The 16,817-nt window shown below is 31.2% G+C and carries 12 protein-coding genes; 6 read left to right on the plus strand and 6 right to left on the minus strand.

Going from position 1 to position 16,817, the window contains the following annotated elements; genetic code table 11:
- Positions 1 to 12 precede the first annotated feature (12 nt).
- The 6 genes from J3S90_RS11860 (at position 13) to msrA (ending at position 11,005) form a co-directional block, all read left to right on the plus strand.
- Positions 13 to 3,981: a PAS domain S-box protein gene (locus J3S90_RS11860; RefSeq protein WP_210646357.1), complete on the plus strand. Its 3,969-nt coding sequence runs from the start codon at positions 13 to 15 to the stop codon at positions 3,979 to 3,981.
- A gap of 424 nt (positions 3,982 to 4,405) precedes the next feature.
- A complete protein-coding gene (locus tag J3S90_RS11865; RefSeq protein ID WP_210646358.1) occupies positions 4,406 to 5,104 on the plus strand; it encodes a TIGR04282 family arsenosugar biosynthesis glycosyltransferase in 699 nt (232 codons plus the stop codon).
- A gap of 41 nt (positions 5,105 to 5,145) precedes the next feature.
- Entirely contained in the window at positions 5,146 to 8,121 is a 2,976-nt protein-coding gene (locus J3S90_RS11870) for a TonB-dependent receptor (protein ID WP_210646359.1), read from the plus strand.
- A gap of 157 nt (positions 8,122 to 8,278) precedes the next feature.
- A complete protein-coding gene (locus tag J3S90_RS11875; protein ID WP_210646360.1) occupies positions 8,279 to 9,268 on the plus strand; it encodes a phosphotransferase in 990 nt (329 codons plus the stop codon).
- 4 nt (positions 9,269 to 9,272) lie between these two features.
- The gene (locus tag J3S90_RS11880) at positions 9,273 to 10,235 is read left to right on the plus strand and encodes a nucleoside hydrolase (protein ID WP_210646361.1); all 963 of its coding nucleotides are present in this window, start codon (positions 9,273 to 9,275) and stop codon (positions 10,233 to 10,235) included.
- 143 nt (positions 10,236 to 10,378) lie between these two features.
- Positions 10,379 to 11,005, plus strand: a complete 627-nt coding sequence (gene msrA, locus J3S90_RS11885; protein WP_210646362.1) for a peptide-methionine (S)-S-oxide reductase MsrA — start codon at positions 10,379 to 10,381, stop codon at positions 11,003 to 11,005.
- A 7-nt stretch (positions 11,006 to 11,012) separates the two neighbouring features.
- On the opposite strand, the gene J3S90_RS11890 is transcribed toward msrA, so the two are convergent.
- From J3S90_RS11890 to J3S90_RS11915, 6 genes are read right to left on the minus strand one after another with little or no spacing between them, the layout of a single operon-like run.
- Positions 11,013 to 12,056 (minus strand): glycoside hydrolase family 113, encoded by a 1,044-nt coding sequence (locus tag J3S90_RS11890; RefSeq protein WP_210646363.1) that lies wholly within the window; start codon positions 12,054 to 12,056, stop codon positions 11,013 to 11,015.
- A gap of 55 nt (positions 12,057 to 12,111) precedes the next feature.
- Positions 12,112 to 13,455: a glycosyltransferase 87 family protein gene (locus J3S90_RS11895; protein WP_210646364.1), complete on the minus strand. Its 1,344-nt coding sequence runs from the start codon at positions 13,453 to 13,455 to the stop codon at positions 12,112 to 12,114.
- The gene (locus J3S90_RS11900) at positions 13,452 to 14,933 is read right to left on the minus strand and encodes a cellulose synthase family protein (protein WP_210646365.1); all 1,482 of its coding nucleotides are present in this window, start codon (positions 14,931 to 14,933) and stop codon (positions 13,452 to 13,454) included. The genes J3S90_RS11895 and J3S90_RS11900 overlap by 4 nt, the downstream gene beginning before the upstream one ends.
- A gap of 28 nt (positions 14,934 to 14,961) precedes the next feature.
- Positions 14,962 to 15,651 carry a glycosyltransferase family 2 protein gene (locus tag J3S90_RS11905; RefSeq protein ID WP_210646366.1) on the minus strand — a complete coding sequence of 230 codons (690 nt, stop codon included), beginning with the start codon at positions 15,649 to 15,651 and terminating at the stop codon, positions 14,962 to 14,964.
- 10 nt (positions 15,652 to 15,661) lie between these two features.
- On the minus strand, positions 15,662 to 16,051 hold the full coding sequence (locus J3S90_RS11910; protein WP_210646367.1) for a toxin-antitoxin system YwqK family antitoxin: 390 nt from the start codon (positions 16,049 to 16,051) through the stop codon (positions 15,662 to 15,664).
- Between the two features lie 43 nt (positions 16,052 to 16,094).
- A complete protein-coding gene (locus J3S90_RS11915; RefSeq protein ID WP_210646368.1) occupies positions 16,095 to 16,814 on the minus strand; it encodes a DUF547 domain-containing protein in 720 nt (239 codons plus the stop codon).
- Positions 16,815 to 16,817 lie beyond the last annotated feature (3 nt).

Raw genomic sequence — 16,817 nt, forward strand, 5'->3', positions numbered from 1 at the left:
TAATATCTTATTTTGAATAATTCCAACGATCAATACTACTTTCTTAAAGGTGGTGGCAAAATGGGCGATTTAATTCGCAAAAAAGATTGGACAAAAACGCCTTTAGGTTTGCCAGAAAAATGGTCTCAAAATTTGCAGGCAGCAGTTTCATTAGTACTCAATAATCCTTTACCTATGTATATTGCTTGGGGAAAAGAATGTACACAAATTTATAACGATGCTTATTTGCCAATTTTAGGGAAACAACAACAATTAGATTCTTTGGATTTCAAACCTTCAGACACTTTATCACAAGTGTGGCAAATTACTAAAGATAAGTTTGATTTAGTGATGAAAGGTGAATTTGCAAGTTCGTCAAGCTTTATCTTGACTTTGTATAGAGATGGATCTTTAAAAAACTGTTATTTTGATTTTGCTTACAGTCCTATTTTTTTACAAGACGGAGAAATTGGCGGAACACTAGTAACCATTTTTGAAACTACAGCCAAGCAAATTGTTGATCAAGAATTACAAGAAAGTGAGAAGCGATTTAAAACATTAGCCGATAATATTCCAAATTTGGCCTGGATGGCGGATGCTAAAGGATCTTTGTATTGGTATAACAAACAATGGTATGAATACACCGGAACTTCATTTGAAGACATGCAGGGTTGGGGATGGAAATCGGTTTTCAAAGAGAAAGAACTAGAAGCTGTATTGAAAGAATGGAATACCTCTTTAAAAACGGGACAACCTTTTGAAATGGTTTATCCCATTAAGGGAGCAGATGGAGTTTATAATCAATTTTTGACGAGAGCATTGCCAGTAAAAAATGATGCTGGAGAAATTACAACTTGGTTTGGTACCAATACCAATATTAACCCACAAAAATTAGCAGAAAGAGCGCTAGATGAAAGTAAAAACGAACTAGAATTTGTAATTGAAGCTGCAAAATTGGGAACATTCGATTATGATCCAATAACGAATAAGTTTACCTCAAACAACCGATTAAAAGAGTGGTTTGGACTTTCTGCTGAACAAGATATCGATCTTTATCACGGAACAAAAGTTATTAAAGAGAAAGACAAATCTAAGGTAATTACTGCTATTGATACTGCACTTCAATTTTCCTCTGGAGGAATATATGACATTTGTTATGATATCGTAAATCCTATTTCGAAAAAAGAAATAACATTGCATGCCAAAGGAAAAGCATTATTTAATAGCGATAAAAAAGCTTTCCGTTTTAATGGTACTGTCGAAGATATTACGGAGCAAACCATTGCAAGAAAAAAATTAGAGCAAAGCGAAAACAACCTTCGGTTAATAATACTTCAAGCACCGATGGCAATTGCCATTCTTCGTGGACCTAAATATGTAGTAGAAATTGCCAATAAAAGCGCTTTAGATCTTTGGACAAAGACTGAGGAAGAAGTATATAATACTTCTGTATTTGATTCGATCCCTGAATTAGCATTGCAGGGAATCCAGGATATTTTAGATAAAGTAAGAACTACTAAACAACATTTTTCGACTACAGAATTACCCTTAAAGATTATGCGCTATGGAATATTAGAAACGGTCTTTATGAATTTTTCATATGAGCCTCTTTTTGATGATGAAGGAAATAGTGATAAAATTATGGTACTTGGTTTTGATGTAACTACACAAGTTAGAGCACGTAAAGAAATTGAGAAAAGCGAACACGATATACGCAGTATAGTAGAAAGCGCACCTTTTCCTATTGCAGTGTACACAGGTTCTGAAATGCGAATAACACTTGCCAATCAGTCTATGATAGAGGCTTGGGGAAAGGGAAGTGGTGTAATTGGTAAATTATATAAAGAAGTATTACCAGAATTAGAAAATCAAAATATTTATGAACAAATAAGCGGAGTTTTTGCTACTGGAATACCCTTTCATGCAAAAAATCAAAAAGTTGAGATATTAAAGAACGGTATTCTAAAAAGTTTTTATTTTAATTACAGTTTTACACCTCTAAGGGATTTATTAGGAACTATCTATGGTGTCATGAATACTGCTGCTGAAGTCACAGAATTAAACGAAGCTAAAAAAAGAATTGAAGAAAGCGAAAAAAGATTTAGAGATTCGGTGCATCAAGCTCCTGTTGCCATAGTTATTTTTAGAGGAGAAGAAAACATTGTAGAAATGGCTAATGCGCCCTATTTAGAATTAGTTGATAAAACGGAATCAGAATTTTTATCAAAGCCCTTATTTTCATCTTTACCCGAAGTAGAACAATCTATAGATCCCATAATTAAGGGAATTTATCAAACTAAAAAAGCATTTTATGGCTACGAATTTCCTGTAGTTCTAAAACGCTTTGGTAATAAAGAGGATTGCTATTTTAATTTTGTGTATCAACCTTTAATAGAATCAGATACAGTGGTAGGGATTATTGTAGTAGCTACAGATGTAACAGCAAATGTTAGAGCAAAGAAAGAATTAGAAAATAAGGAACAGCGATTAAATATTGTTATAAATGCAAGTGAACTAGGTGTTTGGGAATTAGATCTAAAAAATAATGAAACAAAGGTATCTCAACGTGCATTAGAAATCTTGGGATTGCCTGGTGAAAAAAAATACAATCGCGAACTACTTTCTAGTAAGATGCATAAAGATGATTTAATCATAAGAAAAACCGCCTTTAAAGAAGCGCTAAAGAATGGTATTCTTTATTATGAGATTAGAATAATTATTGATGAGGTAATACATTGGATAGAAGCTAAAGGAAAAGTTTTTTTCGATTTAGATAAAAAACCACTTCGCATCATCGGAACTTTGCGCGATGTTACCGATGAGAAAAACATACAAAATGAACTTTTAGAAAGAGAACAAAAGTTCAGACTTTTGGCAGATTCTATGCCTCAATTTGTTTGGACTGCTAATCGAGAAGGAAAATTAACGTATTTTAATCAAGCGGTCTATGATTTTTCAGGATATTCTAAGGAGGAAATGATTGAAAAAGGATGGCTTTCTATCGTTCACGATGAGGAAAAAGAAGAAAATCGAACTAAATGGATTGAAGCAGTTTCTACAGAGAAAAATTTTATAATTGAGCATCGCTTTCGCAAAAATGACGGAACCTACAGATGGCAATTAAGTAGGGCAATTCCGCAGCGAGACAAATCTGGTGTTATTACGATGTGGGTGGGAACGAGTACTGATATTCAGGATCAAAAAATGTTTACCAACGAATTAGAGAAACAAGTATCTGAAAGAACAAAAGAAATCTACGACAAAAACGAAGCTTTAGAAAAGATGAATAGGGAACTACAATCTTTTGCTTATATATCGAGTCATGATTTACAAGAACCTTTGCGAAAAATTCAGACTTTTGCAACTCAACTTCAACAGAGTGAAGCCAAAAACTTATCCGATAAAGGGCTTGATAAATTTCATAGAATGCGATCTGCTGCAGACAGAATGCAAACTTTAATTCAAGATTTGCTTGCTTATTCCCGAACCAGCGTGCAAGAACGCTCTTTCAAAAGAACAAAACTTTCAGATATAATTGATGAGGTAAAAGAAGACTTAGAGGAAGATTTTGAAGGAGAAAATTCAAACATAACAATCAGAAATGACTGCGAAATTGATATTATTCCATTTCAATTTAGGCAAGTACTCTTTAATTTGATTAGTAATTCATTGAAGTTTACTAAACCCAATCAAAATTGTAACATCGTTATAGATTCACGTTTGGCATTAAACTCAGAAATAGTCACTCATGATTTAGACCCAGATAGAGAGTATTGTTATATTAAATTTACAGATAATGGAATTGGATTTGAAGAAGAGTATTCTGAAAAAATATTTGAGGTTTTCCAACGCTTGCATGGTAAAGAAAAATTTGAAGGTACTGGTATTGGATTAGCAATTGTTAAGAGGATTATTGACAATCATAACGGACGTATTGTTGCAACTGGAGTTTTAAATGAAGGTGCTACTTTTGAAATATTTATTCCGTATCAGAAGTGTTAATTTGGATCAATTATTATATTAAAAGAGGCGTTTAAATAAAATTTATTTAAGCGCTTTTTTATTGAAAGTAAGAATACATTAGAATTTTCTATCTTACAATGAACAAAATTTTGTTCCTAATAGAACAATTGATAAGTGATGCTATTTTTTATAAAATATTCCAAGTTTTTATCTTTTATTTTAAATGTTTAATAATACTGAAAATTAGGTATTAGTTGCTTATCGAAATTGATTTCAAATAAAATAAGAATTTTAATAATTGTTTAATCAATAGAATTATAGGAAGTTACTTCTTTTTTTGCAAAATTTTAAAATATTTTAAAACCAAACTCTTTATTTATACGTAGATGATTACTGTGATAGTATATTCAAATTACTTTTTATTACTTTCACCACAACCACAAATCATTTTGACTTATAAATAATGAATTTAGTAAAGGATTCTAATTCACGAACTGCTATTCTTCTTTTTGCACAAAGCGAAAATGTTGAAAGTATTATTAAGCCAATTTTTCCTAGCGCTAAGCAGAATGTATTGTTGTGGAAGAAAATGAATGGAAATGCTTTAAAAACCATTCAGAAAACTAAATTATCTTATTTTATATCAACTGAAAAAAATCAAGTTGGAACCAGTTTCGGAGAAAAAATAACAAAAGCTATTCAGCATGTATTCGATCAAGGATTCGAGAAAGTTATTGTTATAGGTAATGACTGTATTGAATTAAAATCGCATCATTTATTACAATCCGATCGAGATTTAAAAACAAATTCTTTGGTTATTGGTTCAGATTATTCAGGAGGTGCTTACTTAATAGGAGTTAGAAAATCTAGCTTCAATTCTGCTAATTTTCAGCGTATTCCTTGGCAAAGTAAAGATGTTTTTACGGCTTTGCAAAATCTTTACAAAGAACAATCCATTGGCTATCTTCCGTTTTTGAATGATTGTGATGATGCTTCCGATTTTAAAAAAGCAATTCATAAATTGTCATTTTCTGATGATTTTAGAAAGTTATTACTTTCTTTTTTTAATTCATTAAAAGTTAAAAAGAATAGTGAAATAAAATTTATTTCTACTGCTTATCAAGCGGTCAATTTTAATAAAGGATCTCCCTTTCCTTTATAAATACTTTTTACAACTTTTTTTAATTAATTATTCTCAACCAAATGAAGCAATTTTATATTTGGGCAGTGCTACTTATATCAACAATAGCAGTTGCTCAACAAGATTTAACCGTTTCTGTAATCGATGCAGAAACACAAAAGCCCGTTTTTAATATAGCTGTTACTTTAATCAATAAAAGTAGAAATCTAACACTAAGCCAGATTACCAATACACAAGGGAAAGCAATTTTTAGAAATTTGGAAGCGCTTGATAATTATCAAGTTAATGCTATGGCAACTCAGGATTATTCAGCCGAAAATTCTAATTTTATTAGTATTCGATCCAATCAGAATCCAAATGTAACTTTAGTTTTAAGAAAAGCTAATGCGCAGGAACTAAATGAAATTGTGGTATCTTCTAAATCAACTTCAAAGATTAATAGGAGTGATGCTGAGGTTTCTTCTGAATTAAAAGCAGCTGAAATACAGGAAATACCAGTTGAAGGTCGTGATATTACAAGAGTTTTATACCGTTTGCCAAATGTTTCGCAGGCCACAGGATTTTTTCCTGAAGCGGCAAATGTGAGTATCAACGGAGCAAGTTCTCAAAACACTTCTTACTTAATTGATGGTTTAGATAATAACGAACGCTTTTTAGGTGGACAAAAATTTGCTATTCCTTCAGGATTTGTCAAAGATATAACCGTTTTAACCAATAATTTTTCTGCTGAATATGGTTTAACAGGAAGTGGAATCATAAATATTACGCCGCGTTCTGGTTCTAACGAAACTGCTGGAGAAGCATTTTTTATCACAAGACCAGGCCCAGCAATTGACGGAAAGTCAAGTTTTGCGCAACGTGATTTATCTGGTAATCAAGTTAAAAACGGATTTGCTCGTTACCAAACCGGTGCGGGAATTGGAGGCGCTTTTGCTAAAGATAAAACGTTCTATTATTTTAACTTTGAACATACAACAGACATCAAAGATAATTTATTAAATGTCCCTCAATTAGGTGTTTCAGAGTCGGTAAGAGGAACCAATACATTTGATTACTTTTCGGCTAAAATAGATCAAATCTGGAATACTAATTTCAATTCATCTTTGCGAGCAAACGTTGGGAGAGTTGATGTAGAGCGTCAAGGTGGTGGGCTCGATGGTGGTTCTACTTTTAACTCTGCAGGAAATACTCAAGCGCGAAATAGTATTTTAGTTGCCTTGAAAAACAACTATAAATTTGGTAATTTTTCTGGGGAAACAAATGTTCAATACAGCCGTTTTAGATGGAATTATGCAAAACCATTTAATCCGAATCAATCTCAAGTAACGATATTAGGCGTAAATGATGAAACATTAGGTGTGATTGGAAATCCTGGATATGTATTTGATTCGTTTGAAAACACCATCCAATTGCAACAAAAATTGAAGTATTATTCTGAAAATCATACTTTTAAAGCAGGTTTAAATTTTATTAGAGGCAATCATCAGTTATTTGGAGGTGGAAATCCAGTGGGTAATTATAGAGTTAAATTGAATCAAAATCAAATTGATATTATTAAAAATAGTGGAGTAGCAGGTGCACTAGATCTAAATGATATTCCTCAGGATGTTCAAGTTTTAGATTATAATGTAGAATTGCGACCAACCTCTTTTGGGACTCATCAGGATATTTATTCGGCTTATATTGAAGATTTATGGTCTGTTACCGATCGATTGAATCTTACCTTAGGATTGCGTTACGATTATGATAATTTATCAAAAGGAGGAAGCGATAAAGGTGATTTTAACAACTTAGCTCCTCGTATTAATTTTAATTATAAATTAAATAATTCAAGTAGTATTCGAGGTGGTTATGGTATTGCTTATGACAAAGTAAACTATGCTATTTACAGTGATGCTCTACAACAAAATACGACTTCGCAAAGTTATAAAACACAATTAGAAGAGTTTAAAAGATTAGGGATTTTGCCTGCAAACACTAACATAGATAAAATTACCTACGACGGAAATTTATCCGCTTCAGTATCGGTAGTGAATTATTTGCAAGGTCCTTCTGCTGCAAGTTTGCAAGGGCAAAGAGAAAATGTTTTTTCTGGTGAACGCAGAATTTTGAATCCAAATGGATACAAAAATCCTTATTCACATCAATTTGTAGTGGGTTATCAACTGCAAGTTCAAGAAGATAAATTGTTTTTTATTGATGTCGTGCACAATAGAGGTGAAAATTTAAGTCGTTTGCGCAATCTTAATGCTGCAGCCGAATATACAGTGGATCCTAATAATGTAGTTATTAGAACACAAGCACAAGCAGATGCTAGTCGACCAATTCCTATTGTTAACGGCAGCGCAACTATAAATGGTCAGAACCTTACTGGAGTTGCTAGAAATGTAATTGTAACAGAAAACGAAGGTAAATCGAGATACTACGCCATGAGCTTGAATTATCAAAAAGCAAGAGGATTGGATAATTACTCTTATCGATTGAATTATACTTTGTCCTCTAGCAAAAACAATACAGATGACATCAACTTTAGACCATCGGATGCCAACAATTATGCTAACGAATGGGGCCCTTCTATAAACGACAGAACTCATAATATTAACGGTATTTATAGCTATTACCCTTTTAAAGGTACAGTTATTACGATGGCTGGTTTGTTGCAAAGTGGACAACCTATAAACAGAATTCCACTTGGTTTTGGTACTACTGATTTGAACGGAGATGGTTCTAGCTTCTCGGATGCGTATCAAGGAAATAGTGATCGTTTTCCAGGGGAAAGTAGAAACAATGATCGATTGCCATGGAGCACTACTTTTGACCTTGGATTGCAACATCAATTTAAAATTTCAGCAAATAATAAATTAGAATTGCGTGCTGATATCTTTAATATTTTTAATGCTGAAAACTTAAGTGGTTACAGTAATAATGCTACTCAAAGTAACCAAATTCAAGGTGGTTCTGTTGCCAGTGGTTTATTTACTAAAAGAAATGCTTCGCCACCAAGACAGTTTCAGTTTGGAGTGCGTTATTTGTTCTAATAGCAATTAATATCCTGCAGATTACATTAATTTGCAGGATATTTTTAATTTGCATTAGGGATAGAAGCGGTATCCTTTTGTAAAGCGTTAGCGGAACAAAAGATAAAGTGTATAGCCCGGGCCTTTTTAGGCAATGCCCCAAAAATAGAAAATAATTATGTTTATACTAAACGAAAATGAGCCAACAGAATTGGCTGTTTATTTGAGAGAAAAGAATTGGTTAGAAGAAAATGAAACGATTAACTCTATAGCCAAACCAGGAGAGGGAAATATGAATTATGTATTGCGAATCGTGACCACAAAACATTCTTTTATCATAAAACAATCTCGTGGGTATGTAGAAAAATATCCGCAAGTTTTGGCTCCAGCAAATCGAGTGCTTACAGAAGGAGCTTTTTATACCAAAATTGCTGCTGATTTTGATGTTCAAGCTGCGATGCCTAAAATAATTGCAATAGATGAGGCCAATAATTTAATTCTTTTAGAAGATTTAGGAAAGTCAAATGATTTTACTTTTTTGTATGATTTAGAAGAAAAAATACAAGAAAAGGAACTACATCAATTAGTTGTTTATTTGAATGGTTTGCACCAAAATTTTCAAAAAGAAATTATAGATGAGGAGTTGTCGAACTCTGCAATGAGAGCGCTAAATTACGAGCATATTTTTGAATTTCCTTATAGAGACGATACTGGTTTTGATTTGAATACAGTGCAAAAAGGACTTCAAGAAATAGCAATGCCTTATAAAAATGATGTTGAATTAAAACTAAAAATAGAAAGTTTGGGCTCTTTATATCTTTCAAAAGGGAAATATTTATTGCATGGTGATTTTTATCCTGGAAGTTGGTTAAAGACCGAAAACGGAATTAAGATAATTGATCCTGAATTTTGTTTTTATGGTTTGCGCGAATTTGATTTAGCCGTTTTTATAGCGCATTTGTATCTTACGCAGCAAGAGAAATCTAAGATTGCTTATATAAAAAATAATTATCTTTATTTTTCAGAACTAAATAGTGAAATTCTAAATGGTTTTATAGGAACTGAAATTATGCGAAGATTGATTGGTTTGGCCCAATTGCCATTGAAAATGGATTTAGAAACTAAAGCTAATTTATTGACTTTTGCACGAACTTTAATTTTAAAATAAAAAGATGAAAACTAAAATGATATTTTATGCACTTTTGTTTACTTGTTCACTGCAAGCCCAAACAAAAGTGTGGTTTGATACTGATTTGATGATTGGAATGCCAGATAAAACGGCTCGTGAAGTTGATGATGGAATTACATTAATTATGGCTTTAAAGCAGCCTCAAATTGATATTGTAGGAATCAGTTCGATTACGTATGTCGATTATAGCTACGATATTATTCAGAAATTATTAAAATGGCATCATAAAGGAGAATCAATTCCGGTTTATAAAGGTTCTCCAAAAGCAGATGATTTAGGTTTAGAAAATGACGCAACAAGAGCACTTTATCAGGCACTTAAAAAAGAGAAATTAACGATTTTAGCACTTGGTCCAATGACTAATATTGCAACATTAATTCAGAATCATCCTGATATTATTCCGCAAATCGAGAAAATTTCAATATGTGCGGCACGAACTCCTGGTCTAGTGTTTAATCCAGGAAATGGAAAATTAAATGTATTTGACTATAATTATGAATTGGATAATGCTTCTATGAATGTGCTTTTAGAATCAAGTATTCCCTTAGTTTTTGCAGGTTATGAACCCAGTTCTTACACACATATTGGGAATATTGATTTGGCCAGTTTGGATCAAAATGAAGAAGCAGATAAATGGCTTTTTGATATTGTACAACCTTGGATGGAGAACAATGAAAAATACTTTGGTGTGAGAGGTTTTATTCCTTTTGACTGTTCTACACTTGGTGTAATTACACATCCGGATTATTTTACGTATTATAAGGACATACCTATCAAAGTCAATTACAAAAAAAATGATGCACTAGAGATACAACCTACAACACCTTATAAAAATTTTCTAGAGGTTTCGTATCAATTTAAATCTAAGAAAAAAGTAGATTATGCCATACGCGCTCTACAAGGATTTGAAGAGAAAATATTAGAAACACTAAGTGTAAAAAAGTAACAAAACTTTAATACTTGTTCTAAAGCTAAATTAATAAAATACACGTAAATTACTGTATATTAAATTGTTAATAAAGTCTGCCTCAAAATCATCAGAATTATTTTAGATGTTTTGAGGTTTCTTTATTAAAAAAAGACTTTAAGATGAAAATAGTAAGTTATATTTTGGTTTTAGTACTGCTTGTTAGTTGTACTAATAAAACAGAAAAATTGTCATTGAAACCCAAAAAAGGCCAAGAAGTAGCGATTTTTGCTTCAGGATGTTTTTGGTGCACAGAACATATTTTTGAATCTCTTGTGGGCGTTGATGATGTTATTTCTGGTTACACAGGCGGAACAATCAAAAATCCATACTATGAATATGTTAGTTCTAATAAAACAGGACATGCAGAGTCGGTTGCTGTGTTTTATGATCCAAAGGTGATTTCATACCAAGAATTAGTAAACGTATTTTTTATTTCACAAGATCCCACAACACCAGACCAGCAAGGTCCAGATCGGGGTTCTTCTTATCGTTCTATCGCTTTTTATAAAAATGAAACAGAGAAGAAAATTATTGAGGAAAAAATCAAACAACTTACAGATAATAAGATTTATAATAGTCCTATTGTAACAGAAGTATTACCTGTTGGCGATTTTTACGAAGCCGAATCGTATCATCAAAATTATGTAAAAAACAATCCGAATCAACCTTATGTTAGAGGAGTTTCCTTGCCCCGATATGAAAAATTTAAAAATGACTATAAAGGTAAATTAAAACCTAATAGCTAACTTTTCATTACCTTTCTTTATACCATTTTTTAATAATTTGTAACGCTGGTTTTTCTTGAGGCGTATAATCAATAGGGTTTGACTTTTTATAATAATCATCTGCGTACCATTTCCAAGCAAATCCGCCCGCATACCATTCTTTTTTAATCAAAGATTCAAAGAGTGATTCATAGGCATTGGCTTGCCCAATATTATTTATCTTACTCTGATTTTCTAGCCAAGGTTCTTTTGCAGCATAATCTGAATTTCGGTATCCAAATTCTGTAAAAACGACTTTTTTATTTATTTTTTGTTGGAGTAGAATTATCTTTAAGAGGTGTTTTTGCCAGGCACTATTTAGATTAGATACGGTTGGTGTGATAGCATCCGACAACGGAAAATAAGCATCAATACCTATATAATCTAGTTCTTTCCAAAAAGGAATTTTTTCAAAATCATCCCAATTCGCGGCATAAGTTATTTTCCCCTTATATACTTTTCTGATTTTACTAATTAAATCAAACCAAAATTTAGGCCGTTTTGCTATTGGATTTCCAAGTTCTGTGCCAAAGCAAAAAAGAGCTACATTTTCTTTTTGAGCTAATTCAGCAAATTCAATTATATATTTTTCATAATTTTCTTCCCATTTTTGCCATTCATTTTCTGTTGAAAAGTCTAAATTACCAGTATATAAGCCATTTTTAATCCAAAGATGAGGCTTTAGCATCACTTGTATTTGATATTGATGTGATTTTTTAATAGTTTCTGCTATTCCTTCAGAAGTTTCTCCCCACCATTGTTTACTGTGATTATAAGAAACGGTGGCTTGACTTAAATTGACAAATGCATAAGGAATAAGTGAAATGTAATTGACATTATTTTGTGTTAAGGCTTCAAAGGTTTCATTTTTTAGTTCACTTATGGGAGCAACTAAATTCATTCCCCTGAATTCTATATTTGTTTTCGAATTGGTTTTCGAATTAGTTTTGTTTTCACTTTTATAAAAAGAATAGCAAATGACCAAAAGAGGTAAAATGATACAAAGTTTAAGTATGATTTTTTTTAACTTCATAATGTTCAATTTTTAAAAAATAAATTACAGAATAAAATAGTTAAAACTGAAAAAGTTAAGATGTAGTCAATTGAGATTTATTATTTAATTTAATCCATTTCTCATAGAAAAGTAAACTAAAAACAGCGATGTATTCGATAGCAATTAACCAATAATTCTCTGAAAAAACAGCATTAGAATACGCACTATAACTTAAAATGATGGTAAAACTCCACAGGAACGGATATTTATAGGACGTAAAAGTAGCTATTAAAATAAGGTTAATAACATACCATGGATGCACGGTTGTTGCCATAAAAAAGTAAACAGACAATACTATTAGCATTGTATGAAGCAATTCAATACTGCTTTTGTTTTTTTCTTTAAAACTTTGGTAAGCAATATAAAGAATAATAAAAATAGGAATAATTTTTCCAACGGTATGAATGATATTGTATCCTTTAATCCAAAAACCAATTTCGCGAATAATATAATACACGCTAGCATTAAATTCAAAATTAGTAAACCAAAGTCCAATAGTTTCACTGTAATTATGAATTAATTGTCTTGAAAGAAAAGGGAGAAACAAAATAATAGTGACTCCAATCACTAATGCGTAAAAAGAAACAGCTTTTTTCCAACCTAATTTTTTTAAGAATAAAGGAAGTAATAGGAGTGGCAATAACTTTACCGAAATCGAAAATCCTAATACTACAGCAGCAGTTTTCCATTTGTTTTTTTCTAAGAGGTAAAGAGACCATATAAAAAAGAATAGCATTACTCCTTCAAAATGTAAATTTCCAGACAGTTCTACAAGTACCAGAGGATTTAGAATATACCAAAAAACACGATTTTTTTCTAAGCCTAATCGAGCTAATAATTTTCCTCCAAAATATAATGTTCCTAGATCTGCAGCAATAATTATTACACGCATCATAATAACAGTTCCTAAAACAGATTGTAAACCCAAAAAGCTTGCTATTGCAAATAAAAATTGATTTACAGGAGGATAATTAGAATAATGTTGCGCACTTAAACTGCCCATTCCTTCATACAAAACATTCGCATTTGGAATGCTAAAGCTGTTTTCTTTAATAAGGTCTTGCGGTAAATGTAAATAAGGGCTTATATTTTGTAAGATGAGATTTCCATCCCATATAAAACGGTAATAATCTTGGGATAAGTTGGGTAAAGCGACCAAAAAAAGCAAACGAAATAGTATTGCTGTTACAATTAGAAAAACAAAATTATCTTTTTGAAGTTTAACGATGTAATAAAAACAAACAAACAAAAAAGTAAAAGAAACTATTAAATTTATAAATTCATTTCTTTTTAAGAAATAAGCAATGTACAAGTAAAGTAATATACTTAGAAGTACAAACAAGTATGTCTTTACTTTATTTGATATTACAAAACTCATCTATTTGTTTGTAATGATTTTACAAACACAAAAGCAAAACCTAGAAAAAGCATTAGATGGATCGCTATTAAACTGTAATCTTTTAATACAAATGCACTGTAAATAGCAAACAAGAAGTAAAGTACTAATCCTCCTTCAACAAAAATATTTTTTGAAATGGTTTTAGTGAGATATGTGTTTTGTTTCCATTTTTCTTTAAGGCCTTCAATATTTAATTTTGGAGTTCTTACAAATTCACTTTTTTTGCCCCATAAGCCTTCGAGTACAGCGATGGTATTGTGAAATGAAAAACCCATTGCAATAGTGTAAAAAGTAAGGAATAAAGAAATGTATTTAAAAAAGTTTTTAAAACCGCCACCATGTATGTTTTTATAAGTGGTCCAATAGCTAATAAAAAACAGAATAGAAGTTATGATGAAAAAGATAAGTATATCAAATACTTTTTCAAATACAGGAAATTCATTTTTAATGTATAGCATTGGTACACTTAACATTGCCATTGTAAAAATAGCTAAAAACATGGTACTATTTAGCAAGTGTAAAATACCATGTGCTTTAGTTTTAAATCCAATAGATTTTGAGGCAATTACTCTTCTGGCATTTTTACTAAAATTTTCAGCGCCACCTTTATTCCATCTAAATTGTTGTGAACGAGCAGCACTAATTATCGCGGGTAATTCTGCTGGTGTAACTACATTTTCTAAGTATTTGAATTCCCAATTTTTCAACTGCGCTCTATAACTTAAATCGAGATCTTCAGTAAGGGTATCGCTTTCCCAATTGCCTGCATCTATAATGCATTTCTTTCTCCAAACACCTGCTGTTCCATTAAAATTTATGAAATGTAGTTTTGAATTACGACCCACTTGTTCTAATGTAAAATGTGCATCTAAGGCAAAAGCTTGAATCTTTGTTAATATAGAGTAATCCCGATTTAAATGCCCCCAACGTGTTTGAACAACACCAATTTTGGGATTTTTAAAATAAGGAATAGTTTGGTAAAGCCAGTCTTTTTGTGGTACAAAATCAGCATCGAAAATAGCTATAAATTCTCCTTTAGCATATTGTAAACCTTCTTTTAATGCTCCTGCTTTATATCCTTTTCTATCAGTGCGTGTAATGTGTTTTATATCTAAACCAGTAGCAAAAAGTTTGTTAACTAAAGCTTTAGTTTCTATAATACTATCGTCTGTACTATCATCTAATACTTGAATTTCTAAAAGTCCTCTTGGATAATCTATTTGAGAAATGGTATTTAATAATCGCTCAATTACGTATTTTTCGTTATAAATTGGAAGCTGAATGGTTACTGATGGAATTTCAGATTGTAGAGAAAGATCAAATTGTAAAGATTGGTCTTCCTTTTTTTTACTTTTCAAATAGTTCAAAAGTAAATTGAATTGGGCTAAACTATATAAAAATAAAAGAAAAATTGCTAGGCTGTATAAAATTACAACAATATAAGAAAGTAGTAGCATGTTATTATTTTACCATTTATGGAAGAATTTATTTAAAGGTATATTTAAAAATCCATCCTATTATTTTTATTCCTGCCATAACGGTTCCTTTTAAAGTACCTGAAACTTTTGAAACACCAATTCTGTTTTTATACCGAACGGGAATTTCTAAATAGGACATTTTTTGTTTTAAAACTTTAAGTTGCATTTCTACGGTCCAACCATAAGTTTTGTCCTCCATATTTAATGCTACTAATTTTGAATATTTAATAGCTCTAAAAGGACCTAAATCCGTGTAAGTAGCTTTAAAAAACAGCTTCATTAAAGTAGTTGCTAACCAATTTCCAAAAATTTGCTGAGGAGTCATTGCATGTTTTTCACGCAAGTTTTTTACTCTGGCGCCAATAACAAAATCAATGTTATTCTCAATAATTGGAGTGGTAAGTTTAATTAATTCTTCTGGATAATCAGAGTAATCACCGTCAAGGAAAACTATGATATCAGGCTTTATTGGTTGATTTGAAATGTATTCAAGTCCTTTCAAACAAGCATATCCGTAGCCCATTCTGTTTTCGGTTAGCACTGTAGCACCAGCGTTAGTTGCTACAAGAACTGTGTTATCAGTAGAATTATTGCTAATTACGATGACTTCGGAAACAAAACTTGGTATTTCACCAATTACATTTGCTATCGCTTTTTCCTCATTGTAAGCAGGAATAATTACTTTTATTATATTCATTTTTTATTTATCACGGATTGTCTCTCTGATAACTTGAGATAGAATTCCATTCATTCGTTTTAATTCCTGCATTGTATCGGGCGGCTTTTATGATTTTTCCATTCGTGTAAAAAATACAAAGCCCTTCGGGGAGATTATTTTTGAATTCGACTTTCTTTTGGATTTTTCCATTGGTGTTGTAAATCAACCACCATTTGGTTTTTTTATCATCCGCATAATGCCCTTCTTCTTTTTTTATGCCATTCTCGTAATAATAAAACCAATAATCAACTTTCTTATTATCAGAAAGCCATCCTTCTGACTTCATATTTCCGTTTTCATAATAATTTTTGAAATACGTTTTTTGACCAGAAACGGGTAAAACATAAAATAAAATTAATATGAAAACGGATTTAATCATTTTTTATCAAGTATTAGTCTAGCAAAGGCTATTTTTTTAGATATTATTTTTGGTTCAAAGACCAATCAAAATTATATGTTTTTACTGTAAACTTACTATCTAGTTTTTTTTCTAAAAAGATGTTTATAAAATCGATTTCGTTAAAATAGTTTACTGCGAAATCTTTTTTATACCATTCAAATATTTTTGGTAACTCCACTACTTTTTGTTCCTTCTTAACTATTACGTAGTTTTTAGAGTTAATTACAAACGTCGCTCTTTGTTTTATTTGTTCATCAATTCTTAATGGCATATAAGCGGTATCCAATAAAGGAGCTCCACCATTTGCTGCACTAGATAATGTAAAGTGTATTGCTGGATCAAAAAACAAGTCTCTTAATATGATGTTTTCTATATCATCAAGTGTCAAATCTTGATTACCTACAACAAAATTATTTTCGGTAAAGAAACCTGGTATTTTTTCTACAGAAGTAATAGGATATACATCAATTACTCCTTTTATTACTTGAAGATTATATACGTTAATCCAAAATGCTTTTGCTAATTTTTTATCGCTAAATTTAGTATCAAGTTTTTGAATGTTACTTAATATGTATATCAACTCGCCAGGGCTTTTTTTAATAGTTTCATAGTCAACTTTTCCATCTTCAGTTACATTTTTCTTTAGAAACTCAGTTGCTTGCTCAAAAAATTGCTCGGTTGTTTGAGCTTGTGATAATAAGGGTAAGGCCAAAAAACAAAGCGCTAAAATAATTTTTTTCATTTT

The sequence above is a fragment of the Flavobacterium flabelliforme genome, assembly GCF_017948675.1.
Taxonomy (GTDB): Bacteria; Bacteroidota; Bacteroidia; order Flavobacteriales; family Flavobacteriaceae; genus Flavobacterium; species Flavobacterium pygoscelis.

What these genes read in the sequence shown, in the direction of transcription:
- J3S90_RS11865 (WP_210646358.1), top strand. Translation starts at nt 4,406, where the DNA reads ATGAATTTAGTAAAGGATTCTAATTCACGAACTGCTATTCTTCTTTTT.
- J3S90_RS11870 (WP_210646359.1), top strand. Translation starts at nt 5,146, where the DNA reads ATGAAGCAATTTTATATTTGGGCAGTGCTACTTATATCAACAATAGCA.
- J3S90_RS11875 (WP_210646360.1), top strand. Translation starts at nt 8,279, where the DNA reads ATGTTTATACTAAACGAAAATGAGCCAACAGAATTGGCTGTTTATTTG.
- J3S90_RS11880 (WP_210646361.1), top strand. Translation starts at nt 9,273, where the DNA reads ATGAAAACTAAAATGATATTTTATGCACTTTTGTTTACTTGTTCACTG.
- msrA (WP_210646362.1), top strand. Translation starts at nt 10,379, where the DNA reads ATGAAAATAGTAAGTTATATTTTGGTTTTAGTACTGCTTGTTAGTTGT.
- J3S90_RS11890 (WP_210646363.1), bottom strand. Translation starts at nt 12,056, where the DNA reads ATGAAGTTAAAAAAAATCATACTTAAACTTTGTATCATTTTACCTCTT.
- J3S90_RS11895 (WP_210646364.1), bottom strand. Translation starts at nt 13,455, where the DNA reads ATGAGTTTTGTAATATCAAATAAAGTAAAGACATACTTGTTTGTACTT.
- J3S90_RS11900 (WP_210646365.1), bottom strand. Translation starts at nt 14,933, where the DNA reads ATGCTACTACTTTCTTATATTGTTGTAATTTTATACAGCCTAGCAATT.
- J3S90_RS11905 (WP_210646366.1), bottom strand. Translation starts at nt 15,651, where the DNA reads ATGAATATAATAAAAGTAATTATTCCTGCTTACAATGAGGAAAAAGCG.
- J3S90_RS11910 (WP_210646367.1), bottom strand. Translation starts at nt 16,051, where the DNA reads ATGATTAAATCCGTTTTCATATTAATTTTATTTTATGTTTTACCCGTT.
- J3S90_RS11915 (WP_210646368.1), bottom strand. Translation starts at nt 16,814, where the DNA reads ATGAAAAAAATTATTTTAGCGCTTTGTTTTTTGGCCTTACCCTTATTA.